This is a genomic window from Acidisoma sp. 7E03, from assembly GCF_054665075.1.
In genome coordinates, this window is sequence record NZ_BAAFHE010000025.1 from 1 (window position 1) to 21,263 (window position 21,263).

At 62.1% G+C, this 21,263-nt stretch carries 18 protein-coding genes; 10 read left to right on the plus strand and 8 right to left on the minus strand.

Annotated elements, in window-relative coordinates; all coding sequences use genetic code 11:
* Nucleotides 1-174 precede the first annotated feature (174 nt).
* The 3 genes from ACYQ6W_RS21650 to ACYQ6W_RS21660 are packed head-to-tail and all read right to left on the minus strand — an operon-like array spanning nt 175 to nt 4,275.
* Nucleotides 175-1,080, minus strand: a complete 906-nt coding sequence (locus tag ACYQ6W_RS21650) for a protein-L-isoaspartate O-methyltransferase family protein (RefSeq protein ID WP_459678255.1) — start codon at nt 1,078-1,080, stop codon at nt 175-177.
* Entirely contained in the window at nt 1,077-3,425 is a 2,349-nt protein-coding gene (locus ACYQ6W_RS21655) for a spermidine synthase family protein (protein ID WP_459678257.1), read from the minus strand. Before ACYQ6W_RS21655 ends, ACYQ6W_RS21650 begins: the two co-directional genes overlap by 4 nt.
* Before the next feature lies 1 nt (nt 3,426).
* A complete protein-coding gene (locus tag ACYQ6W_RS21660; RefSeq protein ID WP_459678284.1) occupies nt 3,427-4,275 on the minus strand; it encodes an alpha/beta fold hydrolase in 849 nt (282 codons plus the stop codon).
* Nucleotides 4,276-5,117: 842 nt separating this feature from the next.
* On the opposite strand from ACYQ6W_RS21660, the gene ACYQ6W_RS21665 reads away from it, so the two are divergent.
* Both ACYQ6W_RS21665 and ACYQ6W_RS21670 read left to right on the plus strand, forming a co-directional pair.
* Nucleotides 5,118-5,888, plus strand: coding sequence for an ATP-grasp fold amidoligase family protein (locus ACYQ6W_RS21665; protein ID WP_459678259.1), 771 nt, complete (start codon nt 5,118-5,120; stop codon nt 5,886-5,888).
* A 60-nt stretch (nt 5,889-5,948) separates the two neighbouring features.
* The gene (locus ACYQ6W_RS21670) at nt 5,949-8,225 is read left to right on the plus strand and encodes a glycosyltransferase (protein WP_459678262.1); all 2,277 of its coding nucleotides are present in this window, start codon (nt 5,949-5,951) and stop codon (nt 8,223-8,225) included.
* A gap of 167 nt (nt 8,226-8,392) precedes the next feature.
* On the opposite strand, the gene ACYQ6W_RS21675 is transcribed toward ACYQ6W_RS21670, so the two are convergent.
* Nucleotides 8,393-9,022: an SCO family protein gene (locus ACYQ6W_RS21675; protein WP_459678263.1), complete on the minus strand. Its 630-nt coding sequence runs from the start codon at nt 9,020-9,022 to the stop codon at nt 8,393-8,395.
* The gene (locus ACYQ6W_RS21680; RefSeq protein ID WP_459678265.1) at nt 9,019-10,317 is read right to left on the minus strand and encodes an MFS transporter; all 1,299 of its coding nucleotides are present in this window, start codon (nt 10,315-10,317) and stop codon (nt 9,019-9,021) included. The genes ACYQ6W_RS21675 and ACYQ6W_RS21680 overlap by 4 nt, the downstream gene beginning before the upstream one ends.
* A 217-nt stretch (nt 10,318-10,534) precedes the next feature.
* Between ACYQ6W_RS21680 and ACYQ6W_RS21685 the strand changes: the two genes are divergently transcribed.
* Entirely contained in the window at nt 10,535-11,089 is a 555-nt protein-coding gene (locus ACYQ6W_RS21685) for a MarR family winged helix-turn-helix transcriptional regulator (protein ID WP_459678268.1), read from the plus strand.
* A 342-nt stretch (nt 11,090-11,431) separates the two neighbouring features.
* Here ACYQ6W_RS21685 and ACYQ6W_RS21690 read toward each other — a convergent pair whose 3' ends face one another.
* Both ACYQ6W_RS21690 and ACYQ6W_RS21695 read right to left on the minus strand, forming a co-directional pair.
* Nucleotides 11,432-11,695, minus strand: coding sequence for a hypothetical protein (locus tag ACYQ6W_RS21690; protein WP_459678269.1), 264 nt, complete (start codon nt 11,693-11,695; stop codon nt 11,432-11,434).
* 153 nt (nt 11,696-11,848) lie between these two features.
* Nucleotides 11,849-12,880, minus strand: a complete 1,032-nt coding sequence (locus tag ACYQ6W_RS21695) for an NADP-dependent oxidoreductase (protein ID WP_459678270.1) — start codon at nt 12,878-12,880, stop codon at nt 11,849-11,851.
* A 106-nt stretch (nt 12,881-12,986) separates the two neighbouring features.
* Here ACYQ6W_RS21695 and ACYQ6W_RS21700 point away from each other — a divergent pair, with 106 nt between their 5' ends.
* The 6 genes from ACYQ6W_RS21700 (at nt 12,987) to ACYQ6W_RS21725 (ending at nt 20,036) form a co-directional block, all read left to right on the plus strand.
* Nucleotides 12,987-13,901, plus strand: coding sequence for a LysR family transcriptional regulator (locus ACYQ6W_RS21700; protein WP_459678271.1), 915 nt, complete (start codon nt 12,987-12,989; stop codon nt 13,899-13,901).
* 462 nt (nt 13,902-14,363) lie between these two features.
* Nucleotides 14,364-15,830: an amidohydrolase family protein gene (locus ACYQ6W_RS21705; RefSeq protein ID WP_459678272.1), complete on the plus strand. Its 1,467-nt coding sequence runs from the start codon at nt 14,364-14,366 to the stop codon at nt 15,828-15,830.
* Between the two features lie 31 nt (nt 15,831-15,861).
* A complete protein-coding gene (locus tag ACYQ6W_RS21710) occupies nt 15,862-16,878 on the plus strand; it encodes an ABC transporter substrate-binding protein (protein ID WP_459678273.1) in 1,017 nt (338 codons plus the stop codon).
* 62 nt (nt 16,879-16,940) lie between these two features.
* Entirely contained in the window at nt 16,941-17,678 is a 738-nt protein-coding gene (locus tag ACYQ6W_RS21715; protein WP_459678275.1) for an ABC transporter permease, read from the plus strand.
* On the plus strand, nt 17,645-18,457 hold the full coding sequence (locus tag ACYQ6W_RS21720; RefSeq protein WP_459678277.1) for an ABC transporter ATP-binding protein: 813 nt from the start codon (nt 17,645-17,647) through the stop codon (nt 18,455-18,457). The genes ACYQ6W_RS21715 and ACYQ6W_RS21720 overlap by 34 nt, the downstream gene beginning before the upstream one ends.
* Nucleotides 18,458-18,749: 292 nt before the next feature.
* Entirely contained in the window at nt 18,750-20,036 is a 1,287-nt protein-coding gene (locus ACYQ6W_RS21725; protein WP_459678279.1) for a sensor domain-containing diguanylate cyclase, read from the plus strand.
* Between the two features lie 139 nt (nt 20,037-20,175).
* Here ACYQ6W_RS21725 and ACYQ6W_RS21730 read toward each other — a convergent pair whose 3' ends face one another.
* Nucleotides 20,176-20,490, minus strand: coding sequence for a hypothetical protein (locus ACYQ6W_RS21730; protein WP_459678280.1), 315 nt, complete (start codon nt 20,488-20,490; stop codon nt 20,176-20,178).
* Nucleotides 20,491-20,542: 52 nt separating this feature from the next.
* Here ACYQ6W_RS21730 and ACYQ6W_RS21735 point away from each other — a divergent pair.
* The coding region (locus ACYQ6W_RS21735; protein WP_459678282.1) for a site-specific integrase at nt 20,543-21,263 on the plus strand (721 nt) is incomplete at its 3' end.

A 21,263-nucleotide genomic window follows, 5' to 3' on the forward strand; every position in this document is an offset into this window, starting at 1 on the left:
CCGAACCTCAGGGCTGAATTTGTTCGTCGTCTTGCTCGTCATAGCTCCACTCTACTTGGAAGTTGGAGCCTCCGGGAAACCCGGTGCGGTTCAAGTAGGCGACATAACACCACTCACTCCCGCGCGTTGCGGCGTTGACTCCCTCAACGTGACAGTGACGTGCCGCAGGGGCGGTTACTGCGCGGCCGCCTGCTTCATGATCGCGCCGGTCATCGGGATGAAGTAGACGCCGACATCGCGCCGCGAATGGATCTTTCCGTGTTCGTCCTTCGTATAGACGTACAGAAACTGTCCGCGCTTGAAGGGCTGGCCGATCGGAATCAGCATGACGCCGCCGGGCTTAAGCTGCTTAAACAGGTTGGGCGGCGCGTATTCCGCAGCACAGGTGACGATGATGCGGTCGAAGCCACCCTCAACCTCGGGCCAGCCGTAATAGCCATCACCCACACGGGAGAAGACATTGTCGTAGCCGAGCGGCGCGAAGATGTTGTGGACCGCTTTACCAAGCGGCGCGATGATCTCGATCGAATAGGCCTTGTCGACGATGCGCGAGAGCACCGAACTCTGATAGCCGCTGCCGGTGCCGATTTCGAGCGTGGTCTGGCCCGGCGCCGGCTTCAGTACCTGGGTCATATAGGCCTGACCGAGATAGTCCGAGAGGGCGGAGCCATAGCCGATCGCCCAGGGCTTGGGCTCCGCCTCATAAGTGTCGCCGGCTAGAGCCACTTTGGCCTCGTAGTTGTACTGATAATATTCACGCGGCACGGTGGCGAAGGCGGCGAGCACGGCCGGGTCGGCATGGCCGAGATGGGTTTTGAGGTAGGACTCCGTCAGCGCCAAGGCCGCGGGCCTGCGGGCCTGAATCGCGGCGAACTCGGCATCAGAAATAGTGACGGGGCGGCCGCTGGCACGCATCGCCGCCTCGAAGGTCTGGTGCGTCCAGCCGCCCCGGGCGACGTCAACGCCATGGCCGGCCGGTGGCGGCGGCGCGCTTTGAGCCTGGGCCCGCGAGGCTGCGGCGATGACCGGCAGGCCGATGGCGGTGGCGACGACGTGACGGCGCGTGAGATGCTGGTTCAAGAGGCACTCCTGGGATGGGGGAAGCATAGCGCGGCGACTGCATACATCAGTCCGGCGGCGCCTAGAACGAGGCTGAAGCCATGCTGCACCGCGAGCAGGTTGGCGAGGGGGGTGGCGACCACGGAGAAGGCGCCGTTCAGCGCCCATGCCCAGGGCAGAAACGGGCCTCTTCCCATGCGTCCAAGGCCAAGCGGAAAGGGCATGCCCATGGCGAAGGCCACCGGGGCGGCGGCCAGCAGGACCAACACCACGCGCAGCGGCAGAGCCCAATCGAGTGTCGCCAGCATCGCGGGCCAGGCGCCGAGCCTGAGCACCAGCAGCCAGGCAAGCACGCCGATGACCGCAATCCACATCGCGCGGCGCGGGCGCTGTATCCGCCCGCTGGCGAGGCTGCCCATTCCGGCGGAGATCAGCATGCCGGCGAGGATGACGGCGAAACCCAGCGTCGCGTCATCGAGATAGACGCTCGCGTATTGGATCAGGACCAGTTCGACGAAGAGAAAGCCGAGGCCAAGTGCGGAGAAATACACAGCCGCCCGGCCCGTGCCGGCTGCGCGCAAGCGGCGCCCCGCCAGAAGCGGCAGCGCCAGCACGATGAGCGCGATCACCGCCGCCTGCGCCAGAACCGCGAGATTGACCAGCGGGCCAAGCTCCGCCTGCGGCAGAAGCTCGATGCGCTTGAGGATCAGGCCGAGCTGACCGAGCCGCAGCACATCATAATAGAACGGGCGGTCGAGCGTGATCGGCGACAGATCGAAAGCGCGGCCGGAATCCGTGGGTTGGCCCGCGAGGATCGCAGGAGCCTCGTCGGCAATCGCGTCTTGCAAGCCGCCGCCGCTATCGACCTGGCCGCTTTGAAAAGAGACCGGCGGCAGGTCGTTATAGAGATTGGCCCGTGCCGCGACCACGTTCATGCCCTGGTAGTAGCTGATATCGAAGGAGAAGTTGTCGCAGAATGCTTGCGCCACCTTGATCTGCGCTGGGGTGAAGGGGGTCGAGGACACCAGCACCCGGGCATTCCAGGCGGACCGATAGACCAGCAGATGCGCGGCGGGATCGGTCATGCCGGCTTCACGCAGGGCAAGCTGCGCGGTTGCCAGAACCTTGAGCGTATAGGAGGGAAATTCGCGGATCGAGACCGGGATGGACAGGATCCCCCCAGGGGTCAGATGGCGCAGATAGGTCGCCATCGCCTCGGCCGCGAAGGCGCTGGCATTGGGCGGATCGGCGTCGAGGAAATCCGCGGCGATGTCGATGATGTCCCATGCTTCCTGTCGCGCCACGGCGACGGGGGAGGCGCCGGAGACGGGGCCCAGTTCGGGGCCGTTCCGGCGCGCCGCCCGGCGCAGCACCGGGTTGGTCTCCACCGTGGTGATAGAGGTGGCGCCGAGTTTGCGTGCCTCGAGACTATGCCAGCCGCCCGAGGCGCCGATGAGAAGCACGCGGGGATGGGCGATGAGCCCATAGGGCAGGGCGGCGAGTTCGCTCGGCGCGAAACCGAGCTTGGCGCCCTGTGCGGGGACCAGGGTGGCGATACGGTCTCCGTCACGATAGAGGCCAGGGGCGCGGGGCGGACCGCTGAGCCCGAGCATCGCGGCGTTGTTGGAAACGTCGATATCCACCCGCTCGGTGAAATCATTCAGCACCATGAACAGCCCGCGCGGCGAGGCCCAGCTTTGGGTAACCTGGCTGCCCGGCACATGCAGCGGCGCGTAGATGGCCTTGAATTCAGAGAAGCCACCGGGATTGGCGAAAAGCAGCGGCGCTCCGGCGGCGAGCAAAGCCGCGCCGGCGGCGAAAGCGGGCAGGCGACCGCGGGCGGCGAAGGCCACCGGCACCAGCAGCACCAGCGGCAGGAAGAAGGGGGGCACGCGATACATCGCCGCCAGGATGCCGAGCGCGCCGCAACCGGCCCCCAGCAGATCCGCGGCATAGACACGGCCGAGCCGGCCGGGTGCGGCAATGAAGGAAAGGCCGACGAACAACCCGGCCAGCACGAAGGCCGGCAGCAGGCAGGCGTAGTAGAGCAGGATGTTGAGGAACTCGTTCCCGAAGGTTACGGGGTTTTGCAGCCGGAGTGGGTTGAAGGGATCGAGATCTGCCGTGAAGGCGCCGAAGCCGATGGCGAGGATGATGCCGGCCGGCAGCCAGGCAAGGGCCGCGCGCAGATGCCGCTCAAACCAGGTCTCGGCCAGCGCCAGGACCACGCCGGAAATGGCGAAGCCGGCAAGGACGATGGAGATGACCCAGTAGCCATAGGCCGACCAAGTGGCGACCGCGAAGGCGCGGGTCAGCGCGATCTCGAAACCGATGGTGGCGGCCGAGACGAGGAAAAGCCTGAACATTCTAGCGGGGCCAGACGCGGTGTTGGATGAAGGTGAGCAGCAGCGCATCGAAGCGGGCAGGGTCGTCCACGAACAGCGCGTGGCCGACGCCCCGCAGCACCACGGTTTCCGCCTGCGGGTCGTTGCGGGCGACATTGGCGGCCTGGCCCGCGAGACCTGGGCGGACGATGTAGAGCACGGGCTTGCTTGTGGCGTAGAGCGCGTCCCGCCAGTAGCTGCGCGGTTCCGGGTAGCGCAGCAACGCGTCTGCCGCCCATTTCGGCGTCTGCAAGGCGGCGGCGGTGAGCTGGTCCAGATAGGCAGGCGGCTGGGGATGCTGGAACATGCTGTGGACGAAGGCGCGCATGGCCACCGGCCAGGGTGGCTGGGGGCCGTGGTGCGGCGGGGATGGCCGGGGCGCCGGCAGTTCGCCCACGGAATTATCGATCAGAACCAGGCCCGCGACGCGCGCATTCCCATGGGTGTGGACATAGGCCAGCACGTCCAGCACGCCGAGGGACCAGCCCCCCAGCAGCACGGGGCGCGGCCCGAGATGTTGCAGCAATTCCGCGATATCCTGGCCGCGACGCTGATCATTATAGCCGGCGGGCGCGATCTCGCTCTCGCCCTGGCCGCGCGGGTCCAGCACCACGACGCGATACTGCCGCGAGAAGGTTTTGATCTGCGGCGTGAAGATCCAGGCCGGCATGGTCCAGCCAGGGATCAGCACAATGGTCGGCGCGGTCGCGGGGCCGGCGGTGATCGCATGTAGGCGCACGCCGTCCGAGGTTCGGAAGAACAGATCAGCCGCGCGCGCATGGGGCGCGAAGGCCAGCAGGCATAGCCCGAGCATTGCCGGAAAGACGCGCATGGCGCTCACTGGCGCGGTCCGCGCAGCCTGTCAATGGGCCTGGAGAGCCGGTGCGGAACGTGAGGCAAGGCGGCTCCGTCCGGCCCTGATGGCGCCGTCTGGTTGTTGAACGGCGTGCGCACGGACGTAAGGGGCGTTGCAACTTCATCCACTGGCGCGATGCGAGGTACGGGTCGCCAGGCCCGAAGGCCTCAATCTGATGGGAGCCCACCAGGCCCCTGACGATCCAACAATCAACGCAGGTCTCACTGCTCAACGGGCCTCGGCGGGCGCAACGACATGGCCGCCGGGCGCGATGCTATCCTCGAGCAACGACCAAAGATCAGGATGAAGGCTAGGTCAACCGACTCTTGAGATCAGAGGTTTTTTGCTCCTATCGAGGAACCTGGGTGAGCGGGAGTCGATAACCCCCCTATACCAAGTCTGACGTTGAACCCAGCCGGCTGATGCTTGCCCCACACTCGCGTGATTGTAGCCCCGAGCGCTGATCAAGAGGCAAGACCGGCGTGGCATGGCTTCCACGCGTCGATCGGGCTCGGAACAACATCATGCTCGCGACCCTCGTGAAAGCCCCCATCTGCCAGGAAAATATGCATATCCTTTGGTCTTCTCCTCGCCGTGATGGATTTAGTTGACGTTGCGGGTTAGACACGAGGAGATAGCGTCGATTATGGAGCCGATGGACCGGGAGCGGCGGAGGCATGATTGGCCAAGGAAGATTCGAGGCGAAGTGGCGAAGTATCGCCCACTGGCAAGACAGGCTGAAGCGGGTGAGCGCAGCCTACCAGCGGGCTCATGGTAGGCCTCCACGGATTTTGAGACCGCGCCGCTACACGGAGAAGATGCAATGGCGAAAGGTCTTTGATCAAAACCCGGCCTTCGCCATCCTATGTGACAAGCTAGCGGTCAGAGAGTTCATAAAATCACGTATCGGCGATGAGCTGCTGACACCGCTTCTGTGGGCGGGAGCGCCGGAGGACATTCCGTTCGACCGTATAGTGCCGCCTTTTGCCCTCAAGAGCACGCATGCAAGCGGCCAAGTCATAATGGTCGGACGTGATGATCCCGTCGATCAAGCGGATCTGCGGGCTCGGGCAGGGGCTTGGCTGACCTTATGCCATGGCACCACCTATGATGAACCCGGATACACGACGGTGCCCCGTCGCTTGATGATCGAGCGGACGGTCACCACGGCGGCCGGAACCGAGCCCGAGGAGGTTCGTCTTTTTGTCTTTGATGGCAAAGTCGCCGTCATCAACACAGTTTTTGTCGAAGATGGGCGAATCCGTAACGGCGCCTTTCACACGCCCGACTGGACACGCTTGAATTGGCATTTTACCCGTGAGTTGCAGCGGGAGTTTCCTAAGCCCGAACGTCTTTCAGAGATGATTGAAATTGCCGAGCAGCTGGGCGAGGGGTTCGACCATGTTCGCGTTGACATCTACGATGCGGGCGAGAAGATTTGGATCGGAGAAATCACGGTATATTCCTGGTCTGGCCATGCGCGATTCTCCCCGGATGAGGCTGATAAGCAGCTTGGGGATCACTGGCGTTTGCGTGCGCCCCTTCGTCGGGGTCTTCAGACAATGCTTTTTAGCAACTTTCGGTTGTAGTCGTATCTCGGACATGATCGGTGGCGTCCTGTCGCCAACCGACAGCGAGTGAGGCCAGGCGTGGGTGATTCCGTGACTGTCTTTCGCTGGGTCGTCAACGGATTGGCGCATGCCGGGTTGGACATTCGGCCGGGGGCCAGACGCTTTCGGAACGCGGTGCTGCGGCCATTACGCTTCGAAATGGATACGCGCTTCCGGCGGACAGAGGCTCATCTTCATCAGCTAGACCTCGCACAATCTGCCGTCACGCGCGCAGTCTCCGAACTGCAGGATCAAATCACGTCCTTGCGCCTGGACCGCGCGGCCGAGCAGGAGACGCTGAATAACACACTGTATCCACTGACGCAGAGACTGTCTGCCATCACCGACTTCCAGCTTCGGTTGGACTCGTCTGATGCAAAGCTCGCCACTCTGACGGCCGAGCTTGCGGAGAAACAAGCGTTCTTCCTCGGACAGTTGTCGCTCAAGGATGCGGAGATTGCCGGGTTGAAGGAAAAGGCCGCCGCGGAGGAGAGTGCCTGGCGGCATCGGGTGCTTCGCCTCGAAACTCTCCTGATCGAAAGCCCGGTAGGTCAAGCAGCAGGCGTACATCACGCGGTGGCTTGCCTCCCCGATCCAGCGGTTGCCGTCATTCTACCAACCTACAACCGCAGGGCAATTCTTGGTGACGCTATTGCAAGCGTACAGGCACAGAGCTTCCGCAGCTGGGAGCTTGTCATCGTCGACGACGGCAGCAGTGATGACCTCACTGTCACGCTTGATCCTTTTCTTGCAGACCCTCGCATAAGAATGGTCAGGCAGCCAAGAGGCGGGGCGGCCGCGGCTCGAAACCGCGGACTTGTCGAAACCAGTGCACCATTGATTGCTTACATAGACAGTGACAACGTTTGGTATCCAAATTTTCTTGCGCGCGCTGTGGACTGTTTAGCGAGAGAACCGGAGGTCGATTTGGTCTACGGTGCTCTCGTGACGGACGATCATAATCTTGATCAAACCCGCATCTTATGGTCCCCATTCGACCGCGGGGCACTTCTGGCGGGCAACTTCATAGACACGAGTAGTCTCGTGCATCGACGTTCGCTCGTCGATGCTTATGGAGGATGGGACGCTGCGCTGCGACGTCTCCTCGACTGGGATCTTGTGCTGCGCTACACAGTCGATAAGCCGGCAAAGCCTATCCCTGTCATCGCGGCCCATTATCGCCGGTGCGATGATGAGAGAATTACGAGCTTAGTGCCGTATGGACCAGACGACATCGTCATTCGAAACAAGTGGTTTCCGCCGCCGTCTCCACCGCGACGGCCACGGGTTTTATACGTGGTCTGGCATTATCCTCATTCGCGGGAAAGCGCTGTCGAGATGGAGTTGCAGTGCGTGCGAAGCTGGGGTGTGACTGTGGCGGTATGGCGAAGCGGGCCGGGCACTCCGCGTGATCCCGGCGGAACTCCCATTCATGATGGATCTCTGGCACAGGCGATTGCCATGGTCCAACCCGATGTCATTCATGTCCATACACTCCGCTTGGCACAGGACCAGAGAGCTTGTCTCGTAGAGGCGGGACTGCCCGTGACGGTACGATTGGAGGATTGCGAGGCGACACCACCGGACATCGCCGCCTGGCTGAACCAGGTCCATGCCAGAGCGGTATACGCTTCTCCGCAGCAGATCGCTGTAATCGGCGTCTCTGACCCGCGCTTAGTTCCTTTGCCAGTAGCCTTCGAGAGCGCGGCATGCAGGCTTTCCGATCAGAAAGATCACCGCCTGGTGGTCGGCCTCTCGCCGGGTCTTCCGCGCAAGGGCTCGGATCTCTTTCTAGAAACGGCGGAGCGGTTTCCCCATCATCGATTCGTTCTTTGGGCAGGCAGTGACCTACGTGGAGAGCATTATGCCAATGCGTGGGCCGCCGATGGGCAGGATGGGCCCGCGGGTACTCGTCTCACGGATCCCCGCGATGACCTTTCTGCTCTCGTAGGAGCCGCCTCAATCTGTGTCCATACGATAGACCCGACCGGTGATGAGGCCGCTACGGCAGTGGGGCAGGCGTCCCCTGTCGTCGCCGCGATGGCGACCGGCTGCTACTGTCTGGTAGCGGATGTTTCCCCTTTGGCAGCGCTGATTGGCGATGCTGGAGCGACCTATCGTGACATAGACGAGGCGAGCGAACTGATCCGCACCACCGAGGCTTGGACAGAGGAAATGTGGTGTGCAGCGCGGCATCGGGCGATTGAGCGTGCATGGCTGTCTCATGCCGATAAAATGGTGTTTCGCCGATTGTTTGAAGATTGGACGGCATTGATCGTGGAGAAAGATCATCGCGCCAGCGCGCACGTCCGATAGGTCGGTGTGAAGGGAAGGGCGCTGGATCCGACATATGGTGGTGAACAGGCGTCCGGTTAATCACGCACGAGACGTCAACCGGGTAGGTCCAGTCGGCTCATGAAAGCGGCAGCAGTGGGCGCTGCGGCATCTGTGATACTCGGATCTCTGTCAGCCGCCTGCAGCGCTCACCCGTGCGCCAACACGCGCGACAGCGCCTTCGCCAGGGCGGGTGCCGTCAATTCAGGCGATAGGAGCGCCGTGACCCGCCCTGCCGGGTTGACCAGATAGAAGAAGGTCGAATGGTTCATGAGATAGGCGCCGCCCCCGTTGGGGAGGGTCTGTTTGCTGGCATACACACGAAACATCCGTTCGGCTTCAGCAATTGCGGTTACGCTGCCAGTCAGGCCGAGCAGCCGGGGGCTAAACAATGCGACATAGCGGGCCATGACGGCTGGCGTATCCCGCACGGGGTCCACCGTGATGAAGATCGGTGTGAGACCCGGCGCCTCGGTTTCCATCATCGCAATGGCTTGTACCGCTTTCGTAAGATCCGCCGAGCAGACGTCGGGGCAGAAGGTATAGCCGAAATAAACCAGGCTCCAGCCGCCCTGCAGATTGGCCGAGGTGAAGGGCGCGCCGGTCTTGGCATTCACGAGGCTTAGCTGCCCGGAGAGCGGAAGGCCGAGCCCCGCCACCTTCTGCCAGAGAGGGGCGAACCACTGGGGATGAGTGTTTCGTAGAAGGAGCAGCGTGCCGCATCCGAGCGCGAGTAGGATGGCGAACAGAAACCCGAGGCGGCGCAGCAGTTGTATCATCGAGATGGAGACAGGGCGGGCCGCCGTTCCGCCTCGCCGATGTAGATGGAGAGGAAGGCCGCCACGAGGCCAAGCACCCCGGCGAAGAGAAAGGCAGGCAGGTAGCTGCCGTCCAAGGTTCGGGTGAGGCCGCCCAGAAAGGCGGCGCTTGCAGCACCGAGCTGATGACCGGCCACGATCCAGCCGAAGATGATCGGCATCTTGGTATCACCAAAGGCTTCGGTCGCCAGCCGCACGGTGGGCGGGACGGTCGCGATCCAATCCAATCCGAAAAAGACACCGAATGCCGCGAGGCCGAAGAGACCGAAACCGGAATAGGGCAAGTAGATGAGGGCAAGGCCTCGCAAGCCGTAATAGACGAATAGGAGCTTCCGCGAGTCGAAGCGGTCCGTCAGCCAGCCAGACAAGGTGGTGCCGATGAGGTCGAAGAAGCCCATCAATGCGAGGAGACCGGAGGCACGGGTTTCGGGAATACCGTGATCGGCGCAGAGCGCGATGAGATGGGTGCCGACAAGCCCGTTCGTGGTGAAGCCGCAAATATAGAAAGTCGCAAAAAGAAGCCAGAAGGTGCGGTTCTTCACCCCGAGGATCAGCCCATCCAGCGCATGGCGCCAGAGCGAGGTGTAGCGCGGTGGGATGGCCGACCCGCTATCGGCTAGAGCGCCCCAGGGCCGCAGCCCGATCGCATCCGGCCGTTCAGGCAGCAGAAGGGCGATCAGCGGTATCATGGCGAGAGCGGCGCCGGCGATGAGGAGCACGGCAGTGCGCCACCCATCGGTGGTGGTGATGGCCGAGAGCACCGGGGTGAAGATCAGCGTGCCGGTGGCCGTGCTTGCCGTCAGGATGCCGAGAACGAGGCCGCGATGCACCAGGAACCAGCGTGCTGCAATGAGAGCGCCGAGTACATTAGCAAGGCAGCCAGTGGCGAGGCCAGACAGGAGGCCCCAGGTGGCCACGAGCTGCCAGGGCTGGGTCATGAAACGGCTGCTCAGCGTGGCGGCGGCGATGAGGGCGAAAGCCAGCATCATCACGCGCCGTACGCCGAAGCGGTAGAAGAGTGCGGCCGCAAAGGGGCCCATCAGCCCATACAGAAAGATGCCTATGGCCGCGGCCAGGCTGATCACGGCCCTGCTCCAGCCGAAATCCGCCTGCCAGGGCAGGAGCAGAACGCCCGGCGCGCCGCGCACCCCCGCCGAGACAAGCAGGCACAGAAACACGACGCCCACGACGACAAAGGCGTAGCGATGGCCGAAGGGGCGGGAAGACCGCGAAGGGAGAGCGCTGCCATCTTCCAAGGCAATGATCCCTTCAATTGGCACTCGGGCGGAGCCAGATGGTCCCGCCGCGCTGGAGCGTCACTGCGCCCGCAGGATTACCTGCATATGCAAACGAACACGTCAAGGCATTCTGCGTATGGGTCAGCCGTTCCTCTCGTCAAGGTAGACATCATAAACGTGCCTGACAGAAGACGAGGAACAGGCCAGCTCCGCCGATTGAAATGCTTCACCGCATATGCTGATACTTAGAGAGGGTTTCTCCAGCACGGGAGACAGGGTGGCCAAGTCGCGCATCAGCGGTGAGAGCCCGTGCAGTTGCACGGCGTTGCGCAAGGCAACGCGGCGCATTTCCCAACTCTACGATCATATCCTCGCACCGACCGGACTGAGGACGACGCAGCGGGCCATTCTAGCGGAGATCGGCCGGTCCCAGCCGGTCACCACTGGCCGTCTCGCAGCGGCTCTCATCATGGATTCGGGCGGACTGACCCATACGTTGAAACCGCTCGAGCGCGAGGGCTACATCGCTATCGCCGTCGATCCATTGGACCGACGCAACCGGCTCATTCGCCTGACCCCAACCGGCCAGAGCAAGCTTCGAGAGAGCGAGGCGCTTTGGGCCGAGGCGCAGACTGCCTTCGAAGCGGCACTTGGCGCGGATAGGAGCCGCACCTTCCGCGACGTGACCCAATTCCTCACATCCGACGCACTTTTCGACGGCATCGCCTCGGCAGAGGCCGGTCCAACGCTTGCTACCCAGGAACGCGGTGCGGGAAGGAAGCGATCCTAATTCATTGGCGAGGGTATGCCGGGTGGTGCCACCGAGCACGATCGCGATGACACCCGTGAGGGTCCACCGACCAGAGGTGTGGCCGGTGATCACGAACGTAACGATAGCCAGGGGGTCCTCGGCACTCTCAGCGGCCGCAACGGCCAAGATCTCCTGACCGGCGGCAGGCTCGCGGAGCGAAGATAAACAGAGCATCCGCTCTGCCAGTCGTATGGTGTCGCTGAAGACATTCAGGGGTATGTTGGTCGTCTTCTCAAGATGCTCCGTGAGTAGACGTGCAGCCACATTCGCGTCGCGCGTGACTTCGGCAAGAAGATCCACTGCCATGCCCAACGTCGCTTTTCACACCGTGTGATCAACGATCGGGTCATGGATTGCATGAAGCCAGTCCATCATCGGCGACAGATCGCCCGTGACGCGTATCTCGCCGGACTCCGCCATGCGGGCAAGCGCAGCGTGATAGGCCGGGTCGCTCGTATAGAGCGAATTCAGTTCGCGGGCGGCCGCGGCGCTTATTTCGAGGGTGACATCGCCGCGTTCCCCCTCCTCGACGCCGATCGTGAAGGCAGGGACGCCGTTCACGAGGTCGAAGCGCAGGCCTTGCATGCTGCCCGTTCGGCAACCTCGTGCCGTCCACGTAGCGCTCCACGAGCGACCAATGCAGGGTTGGGGCGAACCGGGCACCCGTCGCCGCCTCGCACATCAGCCGCCCGACCATGGCGAACCAGGCCAACGTGCCCTGGCGTGTCTTGGCGTCGCTCATGCAGCGTCTTCCGGCCCGACGGTGAGCACGATCTTGCCGCGGAGATGGCCGCTCGCGGCCCGCAGATGGGCTTTGCTCGCATCGGAAAGGGCGAAGCGGCTGTCGATGGCGAGGCGGATCGTGCCCTGGGCGAGCAGGGGTGCGATTTCTGTGAGCTGCGCCCCGTTCGAGCGGACCTGCGTGGTGGAGACGGTGATGCCACGACGTTCGGCCTCTCCCTTGTCATCGAAACCGAGCGGGAAGATCGGGAAGAGTGCGCCGCCGGGCTTCAGTGTCCGCAGGAAGCGCCCGGTCTCGGGGCCGCCCACCGCATCGACCACGAGGTCGAGATCACGGACGGCATCCTCCGCCGTGGTTGTGCGGTAGTCGATGAAGACATCGGCGCCGAGATCGCGCAGAAACGCCTCGTGGCTGCCGGAGGCGACGGCGATAACGCGCGCCCCGCGCCACTTCGCCAATTGCACGAGAAGATGGCCTACGCCACCCGCCGCGCCATTGACGAGGACAGTCTTGCCTTCTAGCGGCACAGGGACGTGCGGATGCGGCTGGAGCGGGTTCGGCTCTTCGTGCCCGAGGTCGATCAGAAACTGCCAGGCGGTCAGAAGAGACATCGGCGCTGCGGCGGCATGCGCATGGTCGATGCCCACCGGCTTCAGGGCAAGCTCCGTCGCGGGGACGGCAACATACTCGGCATAGGCGCGGCTTTCCCCAGCCAGACCTATGGGGAAACGCACCATGGCATAGACTGCGTCCCCATAGGCGAACCCCTGCACGTCGGGCGCGACGAACTCGACCACGCCCGATATGTCCGTGCCGGGAATGATCGGGAAGGTGACCTTCGGCTGCCATTCGGGTGGCAGCATCGCGTAGCCTTCGCGCAGATACCAGTCGGGCGGATTGACGCCTACGGCATGAACCCGCACCAACACTTCACCCGCGCCGAGCCTTGGCTTCGGCGCATCCTCATAGACCAGTCTGTCTGGGCCGCCGAAGGCATGCAGGCGAACCACTTTCATCACATCGCTCATAGGGCGCTCCCCTCCTCGCATCTGAAGAAGGGATGTAGCCACGTCAGTTTTGATTGATAATCGTGCTGCAATTCGATTTACTCATGCCATGAAGGAACAAATCGGTTTGGAGCGCCTAACTGGCCTGATCGCTTTTGCGCGGGCCGGATCGCTCGGTAGTTTCACCGCTGCTGCCCATGCCCTCGCAATCTCTCCCTCCGCCGTCAGCAAGAGCGTGCAGCGTTTGGAAGAGCGCCTGGGTGTCTCGCTTTTCACCCGGACGACGCGCTCCCTCACCCTGACGCCGGAGGGGCGCGAGTTGCATGAGCGGGCCGTGCGGCTGTTGCGGGATGCCGAGGAAATCGAACAGGCGGCGAAGGCCACGCGCGCCGAACCGAACGGCACCTTGCGCATCGCGGCGTCACTGCCGACCGGGCTGCATCTGATCGCGCCTCTCCTGCCTGCGTTCCGCGCACGCTATCCCAAGGTGACGGTCGATCTCCGTCTGGACGACCGACTGGTCGACATCGTCGATCAAGGCATCGATGTCGCCATTCGTATCGGCGAACTGGCAGATTCCCGCTTGCTGTCGCGCCGTCTCGGACCGCTACGGCTCTGCGCCTTCGCATCCCCCAGCTATCTGGCGGCGCGGGGCACCCCGCGCCACCCGGACGAACTGGCCGCGCACGACACCGTCAATCTTAGATATCAGAGCAGCGGACAGATCTTCCGCTGGCCGTTCCGGCTCGGCGAGCGCGAGATCGAATTGGTGCCCGCCTCCGGTATCGTCGTCGACGCGAGTCAAGTGGTGGTGGCGACGCTGGCCGCAGGGGGTGGCATCGGCATGAGTGCATCCTTCATCGCAGCTCCCTACGTCGCTCGCGGGGAATTGGTGCCGGTCCTCGAGGCCTTTGCCGTGGAACGGGACATCATCGCCGCGCTTTGGCCGACCAGCAGACGGACGAATCCCGCCGTGCGAGCGTTCCTGGAGCATCTGAACGACAAGGCCAGCAGGGCGCTACTTTTTGGCCCTTTCCGGTGAGCGTGCCCGCGGCACACCACAGTGGCCATAGGCGACAACGCTCGTGATGGGTGACGCAGCCGTGGGCGCCCCTTAGCCGCGTCGCCCTGCAAGTCGACTACGTTGCGATCTAAATTGCCCTGCCGAGAGAGACCAGCGCAGCAATCACCTGCAATTTTGCTTAAAAATTAAGCAAATGGCCGTATCCAGCGCATATGATCCCCATTTTTGCCTATTTTATGTAAATCTTAGACTTGATTAGCGGGATCTCGCTCGGTTATTCTCGTTAACGAGCGCTTTTCCGGTTGCGGAAAATAGTGGGTTGGCGTGCCCGTCCAGTCGATGGTGTCAGCGATGAGCGACAACTATCGGGGGTCGGGTGGCAGCGCTCCACACCCCTGCGAACAGAATCGAACTTCCACGCCGCGCCTTTTCCTGCGCGGCGGCCACATCCTAACGCAGGATCCCGCTAACCCGGAATGGTTGCGAGGTGACATCCTTGTGCAGGCCGGGCGTATTTTGGCGGTCGGCGAAACGCTCGAGAGTCAGAGGCTGCCCGGCGATCAGGTCATTCCCTCGGAAGGGCATCTCATCCTGCCGGGCCTGATCAACGCCCATTTTCATTCGCCGGCGAATTTCCTCAAAGGCGCACTGGATAGCCTGCCGCTCGAGCTTTTCATGCTCTACGAAGTGCCGAGCGGGCCGGATGCCGCGATGTCTCCGCACGCTGCCTACATTCGTACCCAGCTCGCGGCGGCCGAGATGCTGAAGCTTGGCATTACCATGGTGCAGGATGACGCCTTCTTCCTGCCGGTGCCAACGCGCGCCGAAGTGGATGCCGTCTTCTCCGCGTATCGCGATATCGGCATGCGGGCAACCGTCGCGCTCGACCAGCCGAACCGGCCCGAGGCCGAGAAACTACCCTTTTTGCGCGATCTTGTACCGCCCGCGCTGCGTGCTCGCCTGGAGCAGGCGCCGCCCATGGATGCGGCGGAGCTGCTTGACCAGTATCAGGACATGATTGGCCACTGGCACGGTGCGGCCGATGGGCGGCTGCGGGCGGCCGTGTCCTGCTCTGCCCCGCAGCGCGTGACAGAGCCGTATTTTCGTGCCCTGGACCGGCTGAGTGCAGAGCGCGATCTGCCCTTTTACATCCACATGCTGGAGACCCGGCTGCAGCGCGTCTTCGGTGAGACCAACTTGTGCGGCCGCTCCCTCATCGCGCATGTCGATGACCTCGGACTGCTTTCGGCGCGAATGAATGTGATTCATGCCGTGTGGATCGATGACGCAGATATCGCGCGGCTGGCCCGCAGCGGCGCGCAGGTGGTGCACAATCCGATCAGCAATCTGCGTCTGGGCAGCGGCATTATGCCCTTCCGACGATTGGCGCGGGCGGGCGTTCCCATCGCGCTCGGCTCCGATGAATTGATTGCCGATGACGCCGTCAATCTATGGTCTGTCGTGAAGCTTGCGGGGCTGGTGCACACCATCGGTGACCCCGATCCGGACTCCTGGCCGTCTGCGCCTGAGATCCTGAAATGCCTGTTCCAGGGTGGAGCGCAGGCGGCGCGCCAGGCCGATCGCATCGGGCGGATCGCACCCGGCTATCAGGCCGACCTCGCGGTGCTCGACCTAGATACTTTGCCCTTCACGCCGCTGAACGACCTTCCCCGGCAGCTCGTCTTTTGTGAGCCTGGCCGTGCTGTCCTCCGCACCATCGTCGCCGGCGAGATCGTCTTCGACCATGGTCGGCTGACGCGTATCGACGAGGCCGCTTTGCGCCAAGAGGCGCGCGCCATCATGCAGAGCCTCACCCCACAGCGCGAGCGCCTGCTGCGCGAAGCCTCCGAATGGATGCCCCATTACCGCGCCATGTACCGGCGCATGCTCGACTATCCGGTCGGCATGAATCGCTGGGTTGGCGATGCGGATCCCAGCTCATCTTAACCCCGCTGCGAAAGGATCAGAGAGTATGACAATGACTCGTCTTCTCGGCTCGCTCGCCACAACCGCTCTTGTTGCGGTGGCCCTCTTCCTTAGGCCAATTTCGGCAGAGGCCGCCGACACGCCCGTGCGCGTCATCTGCAACAACTGGTCGGGCTTCGCTCCCGTCTTCGTGGCAAGCGACCTGGGTTACTTCAAGGCGCTCGGTCTCAAAGTCACCGTGAAAGTTGACGACGAGCAATCGGATGCCCTGGCCGGCATTGAGCGCGGCGACATCGACGTCGACATGCGTACTGTCGACGACTATCAGCGCCGCCCCCGCAGCCCCTCCACGCCGGGCGTCATGATTGGCACGATCGACGAATCTGATGGTGGGGATGGCGTTGTAGCCGATGGGGCGATCAAATCCGTGGCTGACCTCAAGGGCACGACCGTTGCCATGGAGACTGATATTCCCGCCTATCTACTTCTGCAGTTGGAACTGGAGCGCGCAGGCTTGAGTTACAAGGACGTGCATATCAAGCAGGTCGCCGGCTCCGATGCGCTTTCCGTCTTCTCGGACAAGAGCATTGCGGCCATCGGCACCTTTCAGCCCTTCATGGACCAGGCGGTGAAAATCGATGCGCGACGCGGTGCGCATATTCTGATTTCCAGTGCAAGCTATCCTGGCACCATCATCGACGCCATCATCGTCAACAAAGCGAAGCTTGCGGCGGATCCCGCGACCTTCAAGAAGTTTCTGATTGGCATCTACAAGGCGATCGCCTACTACAACATCGATCCAGCGGATTTCATTCGTCTTGCCGCGCCGCATTTCGATCTGGGGGCCAAGGATTTCAAAGCCAGCATCGACGGGAGCTTGACCTATACGTCTTTGGCGACGGCGCAGAAATACTTTGGAACCGCCGACAAGCCGGGGCCGATCTATGGGGTTTTCGATACCCTCATGAAGCTCAATCTTGCCAATGGTGCCTCAGATCATCAGCTTTCGGCCGGGCAGTCCTTCGATCCTGCGCCCCTTGCCAGCATTACGCCCTCCGACCTGAAATGACGGGAAGACTAGGAACGGCTTTCGCCTTCCGTGGCGTACTCTCTCGGCGCGCCAGGGTTGCCGTGGCGCTCGGCAGTAGTTTCCTCGTTATGCTGCTCTGGCAGATCGCATCCTGGTGCGATCTGCTGGACCCGACCTTTCTGCCTGCCCCGCTCGATATCCTCAGCACGCTGTACTCGATGACGATGCAGGGGGAGATAATCGGCAATGCCCTGATTTCCATCGGTCGCATTTTGACGGCTTTTCTTCTCTCCGCAGTCATGGCGATTCCGATTGGCATGCTGATGAGCAGTTTCCGTCCAGTCAGTGCGGCGTTGGAGCCGATCATCGATTTCATTCGCTATCTACCGACACCCGCCCTGATCCCCATCAGCATCATCTGGTTCGGCGTGGGGGAAGAGACGAAGATCTTTCTTCTATGGCTTGGAACCTTCTTTCAGCTGGTGCTTCTGGTGGTCGACGACGCCAATCGCGTTCCCCATGAATATGTCGAAGTGGCACGTACCCTCGGCGCCCGGCCCTACGAGATTCTGCGGGACATCATCTGGCGCGCGATGTTGCCGGCGCTCGTCAACAACCTGCGTATCACCCTCGGCTGGTGCTGGACTTATCTCATTCTCGCGGAGATCGTCGCTGCTGATAATGGTCTCGGCTATGTCATCTGGACCGCGAGGCGCTATATGAAGACCGATGAGGTTATGGCCGGCGTCTTTGTCATTGGAATTGTCGGCCTTGTCACCGATCAGGTGATGAGGGCGCTGCACGGTTGGATGTTCCGCAATCAGGACGCCGGACGATGAACCCTCGCCGAGACAGCTATCTCGTCTTCGATCGAGTGACCAAGTACTTCGATGGTCTTCCGGTAGTAGAAACACCTTTCAACCTCGTGGTGCCGCGCGGCCAGTTCGTCGTCTTCCTTGGCCCCTCCGGCTGCGGCAAGACAACGCTCATGCGCATGGTGGGTGGGCTGGACGCGCCGAGCACCGGTGCTATTTGGCTGGAAGGGAGCCAGGTGGGGCCGCCGGACGAGCGTCGCGGCATGGTTTTCCAGTCTTACTCCTCCTTTCCGTGGTTGACGGTGCGGCAGAACGTGGCTTTCGGGATGCGCTATCGGCGCGACCTATCCTCCAAGGCGAAAGCGGCGCGCGCCCAGCACTATCTGGAGTTGGTCGGCCTCGCGGATTTTGCCGAGGCCTATCCGAGCCGGATATCGGGCGGCATGCGCCAGCGGGTCGCCATCGCGCGCACCCTTGCCGCCGGCTCCGAGGTGCTGCTGATGGATGAGCCCTTCGGTGCGCTCGACGCGCAGCGCCGCGAGCAGCTGCAGATCGAGCTGCGGCGCATTCAAAGCGAGGAAATGAAAACTATTCTCTTCGTAACCCACGACGTAGAAGAAGCCATCTTTCTTGCGGACCGCATCATCGTCTTCTCTAACCGACCTGCCCGCATTGTCGAAGACATCGACATCACCGGGGAACTGGGGTCCGAGCGCAGCATCGCCTTGCGGGATAGTGACAGCTTTTTCCGGCGCCGTGCCGAGATTTTGCGCATGGTCCGATCGACGCTGACCGCCATCTGAGGCAGTCTGCGCCATGTTGCTGAGAAGGCGAACAGCCCTCAAAGGTCGCACCCTGAGGTGGATCACCAGTGTCCTTCTGCCAGCTTGCGGCGAGGGATGTTAATGTCGAACGGGTAGGGTGGTAGCGCTGGACAGATGCGAACCGTCGAAGAAGCGGCAATCCACCAGGTCTCTCCGCACTCCGCCGGGGTCGATCTCACGCTTGCCAACCGCTAAACTCTTGCCGTAAGCAAGGAATAATGTTCGTGGCCATAGCGGCTCTATTGGCATTGACCCCAAAGGATCGCCGACGTTGGATGAGATCCATACATGCGCTGGCGTGATTGAGCTCGATGAAGAAGGGCGCCTTGTTGCGCGTGTCTTCAATGATCAATTTTGCCGGATGATAGATCTGGATCCAAGGAATCACGTTTCGGATAAAATTATACTAGATGAATTATCTAGAACTTCAGTCCTATCTTATCTGAATGAGAAGCTGCGTCGGTGCTTTACGGGCGGCTCCCTCCAGGATTCCGAACAAACATACACGCATCACAAGGAAGACGGCGCTTGGCAACTGATGCTTGCCACAATATGGTCTCGCAATACGTCTGCTGCTCCATCTCATGTCGTCTTGACGGGTTTTGAGATAGGTAAGAAACAGAACTTGGAGGAAGAGGCGGACGATAGTCGCTCGACGCGATATCGGGCCATCGTCGATCTGGCTTACGACGCCATCATAACGATGGATTGGAATCGGCAGGTCACATTGTTCAATCAAGCCGCTGAAAATCTTTTTGGCTATTCGTCGGCTGAAGTCATCGGTAAACCGGTCGAGATACTGTTGCCTGAGGCGCTAAGAGCGACGCATCCTCGGAGGGTTTACGAATTTTCTGAATCCTATCAACCCAAGCATAGGCGCGCAACCGCGCCACGCATGGACAAAACCAACAGCGTCTTTGGTCGACGCCGCGACGGTTCCTTGATACCAGTCGAAGTTGCAGTCTCAAAAATCGTGGTAAACGGAAAGCCGGAATTTATCGGAATTGTACGAGACGTCTCAGATCGTGTCCGCCTTATTGAACTTCTCAAAAAAGAAGCAATGACGGATATGCTGACTGGCCTACCCAATCGCCGCCGGTTTATGAATTTTCTTGAGAAGGAGTTCCAGCGAGGAGGAACATTGTCGGTTTTCATTCTTGACCTGGATCTTTTCAAGGCGATCAACGATCAGCACGGCCACGACATAGGGGACGACGTACTGCGGTTGATTGCGACCATAGGCGAAAATCTGCTGAATGGAAGAAGCTTGTTTGCCCGATGGGGAGGGGAAGAATTCGTGGCCGCGCTGCCAGCCGTCGGTGCTGACGAGGCTTACGAGATCTCGGAGACGATCCGGCGGCACTGTGAGCGCCAAAGTCTGGACGACGCACGGGTTCCTGGCTCTATCACGTTCACTGTGAGTATCGGGACGGCCACTCGTTCTCCCAATGATCGCGATGTTAATGAGTTGCTGAAACGTGCGGATCGTGCGCTTTATCGGGCAAAACGAACCGGCCGAAACCGCGTCGAGGCGGGTGAGGGACTGGACCAAGCCTGAGACTAGGAAGAGAGTTGACCGGACAAGGGAAGTTCTAGGATAGGTGGCTTCACTATGGCAGCGCACCACCCGCATCCGAAATGCGTTGATCGCCGATCTGCCGAGCAGAAGGGGGACGGTACGTGCCGGGTGCTACTCGTCATTTGAGGAGCGGGACGTAGTCATCGCCCGGCAGAGTTGCCAGAGCAGATCGCTCAATGGTCTCAAACAGATTCCGTCGGCTGATGCCGAACCGGCGCATCACCTTGCCGTTCAAGCGTTCGATTACCCCGGTGATCGACTCGTTGGCCTTGACTAGTGAGAAGAAGATCTGATGCCATAGTCGGCCGGAGATGTAGGTTTGCGGGCCTTGGCGGTGTCGATCCCAGCAAATGCCGCACCATTTGTTTTCATGGCTTGTCCCCTGTGCGTTGAGGCCCCGGTTAAGCGCGATAAGGGACCGCTTATCACGCATAGCATCATTATTCGACTTGCTTTCTGAGAGGGGCTTCGGAGACTCTCTGTTCATGGCCGCGACACCCCGCCCTGAGAGCGATCTCCACCCAGTCCTTCCCGCCGAAACGGGGCGAATCGCGGCCTTGTCCGAGGCCGGGGCGCAAGCGCTCGCCCATGCCGAGACGCTCGCGCAGCGGGCGGCGGCCCCGAACACCATGCGGGCCTATCGCGCGGACTGGCAGCATTTCGCCGACTGGTGCGCGGCGCATGGCTTCGTGCCGGTGCCGGCCGCGCCCGCCGTGGTCGGCGCCTATCTCGCGAGCCTCGCCGAGAGCCACGCGCCGAACACGATCCGGCGCCGGCTCGCGGCGCTCGGCAAGATGCACCGCTTCAACGATCTGCCGTGGAACCCGTCGCATCGCGACATCCAGGGTCCGCTGCAGGGGCTGCTGCGTCAGCATGGCCGGCCACCGCAGAAGGCGGCGCCCCTGACACTCGCTTTGCTGCGTCAGCTGGTCGCGACCTGCGACGTCTCGGCCCGCGGGCGGCGCGATCGTGCGCTGCTGCTCTTCGGCTTCGCCGGCGCCTTGCGCCGTTCGGAGCTGGTTGGACTGCAGGTGGAAGACGTGGCGGAAGTCGCGGGCGGTTTGCGGCTCCGCATCCTGCGCAGCAAGACGGACGGGGCAGGGCAGGGCGCCGAGATCGGTCTGCCGCGCGGCCGTCATGCCGAGACCTGCCCGGTGCAGGCCTTTGTCGCCTGGCAGGCGGTTGCGCGACGTCGCGCGGGCCCGC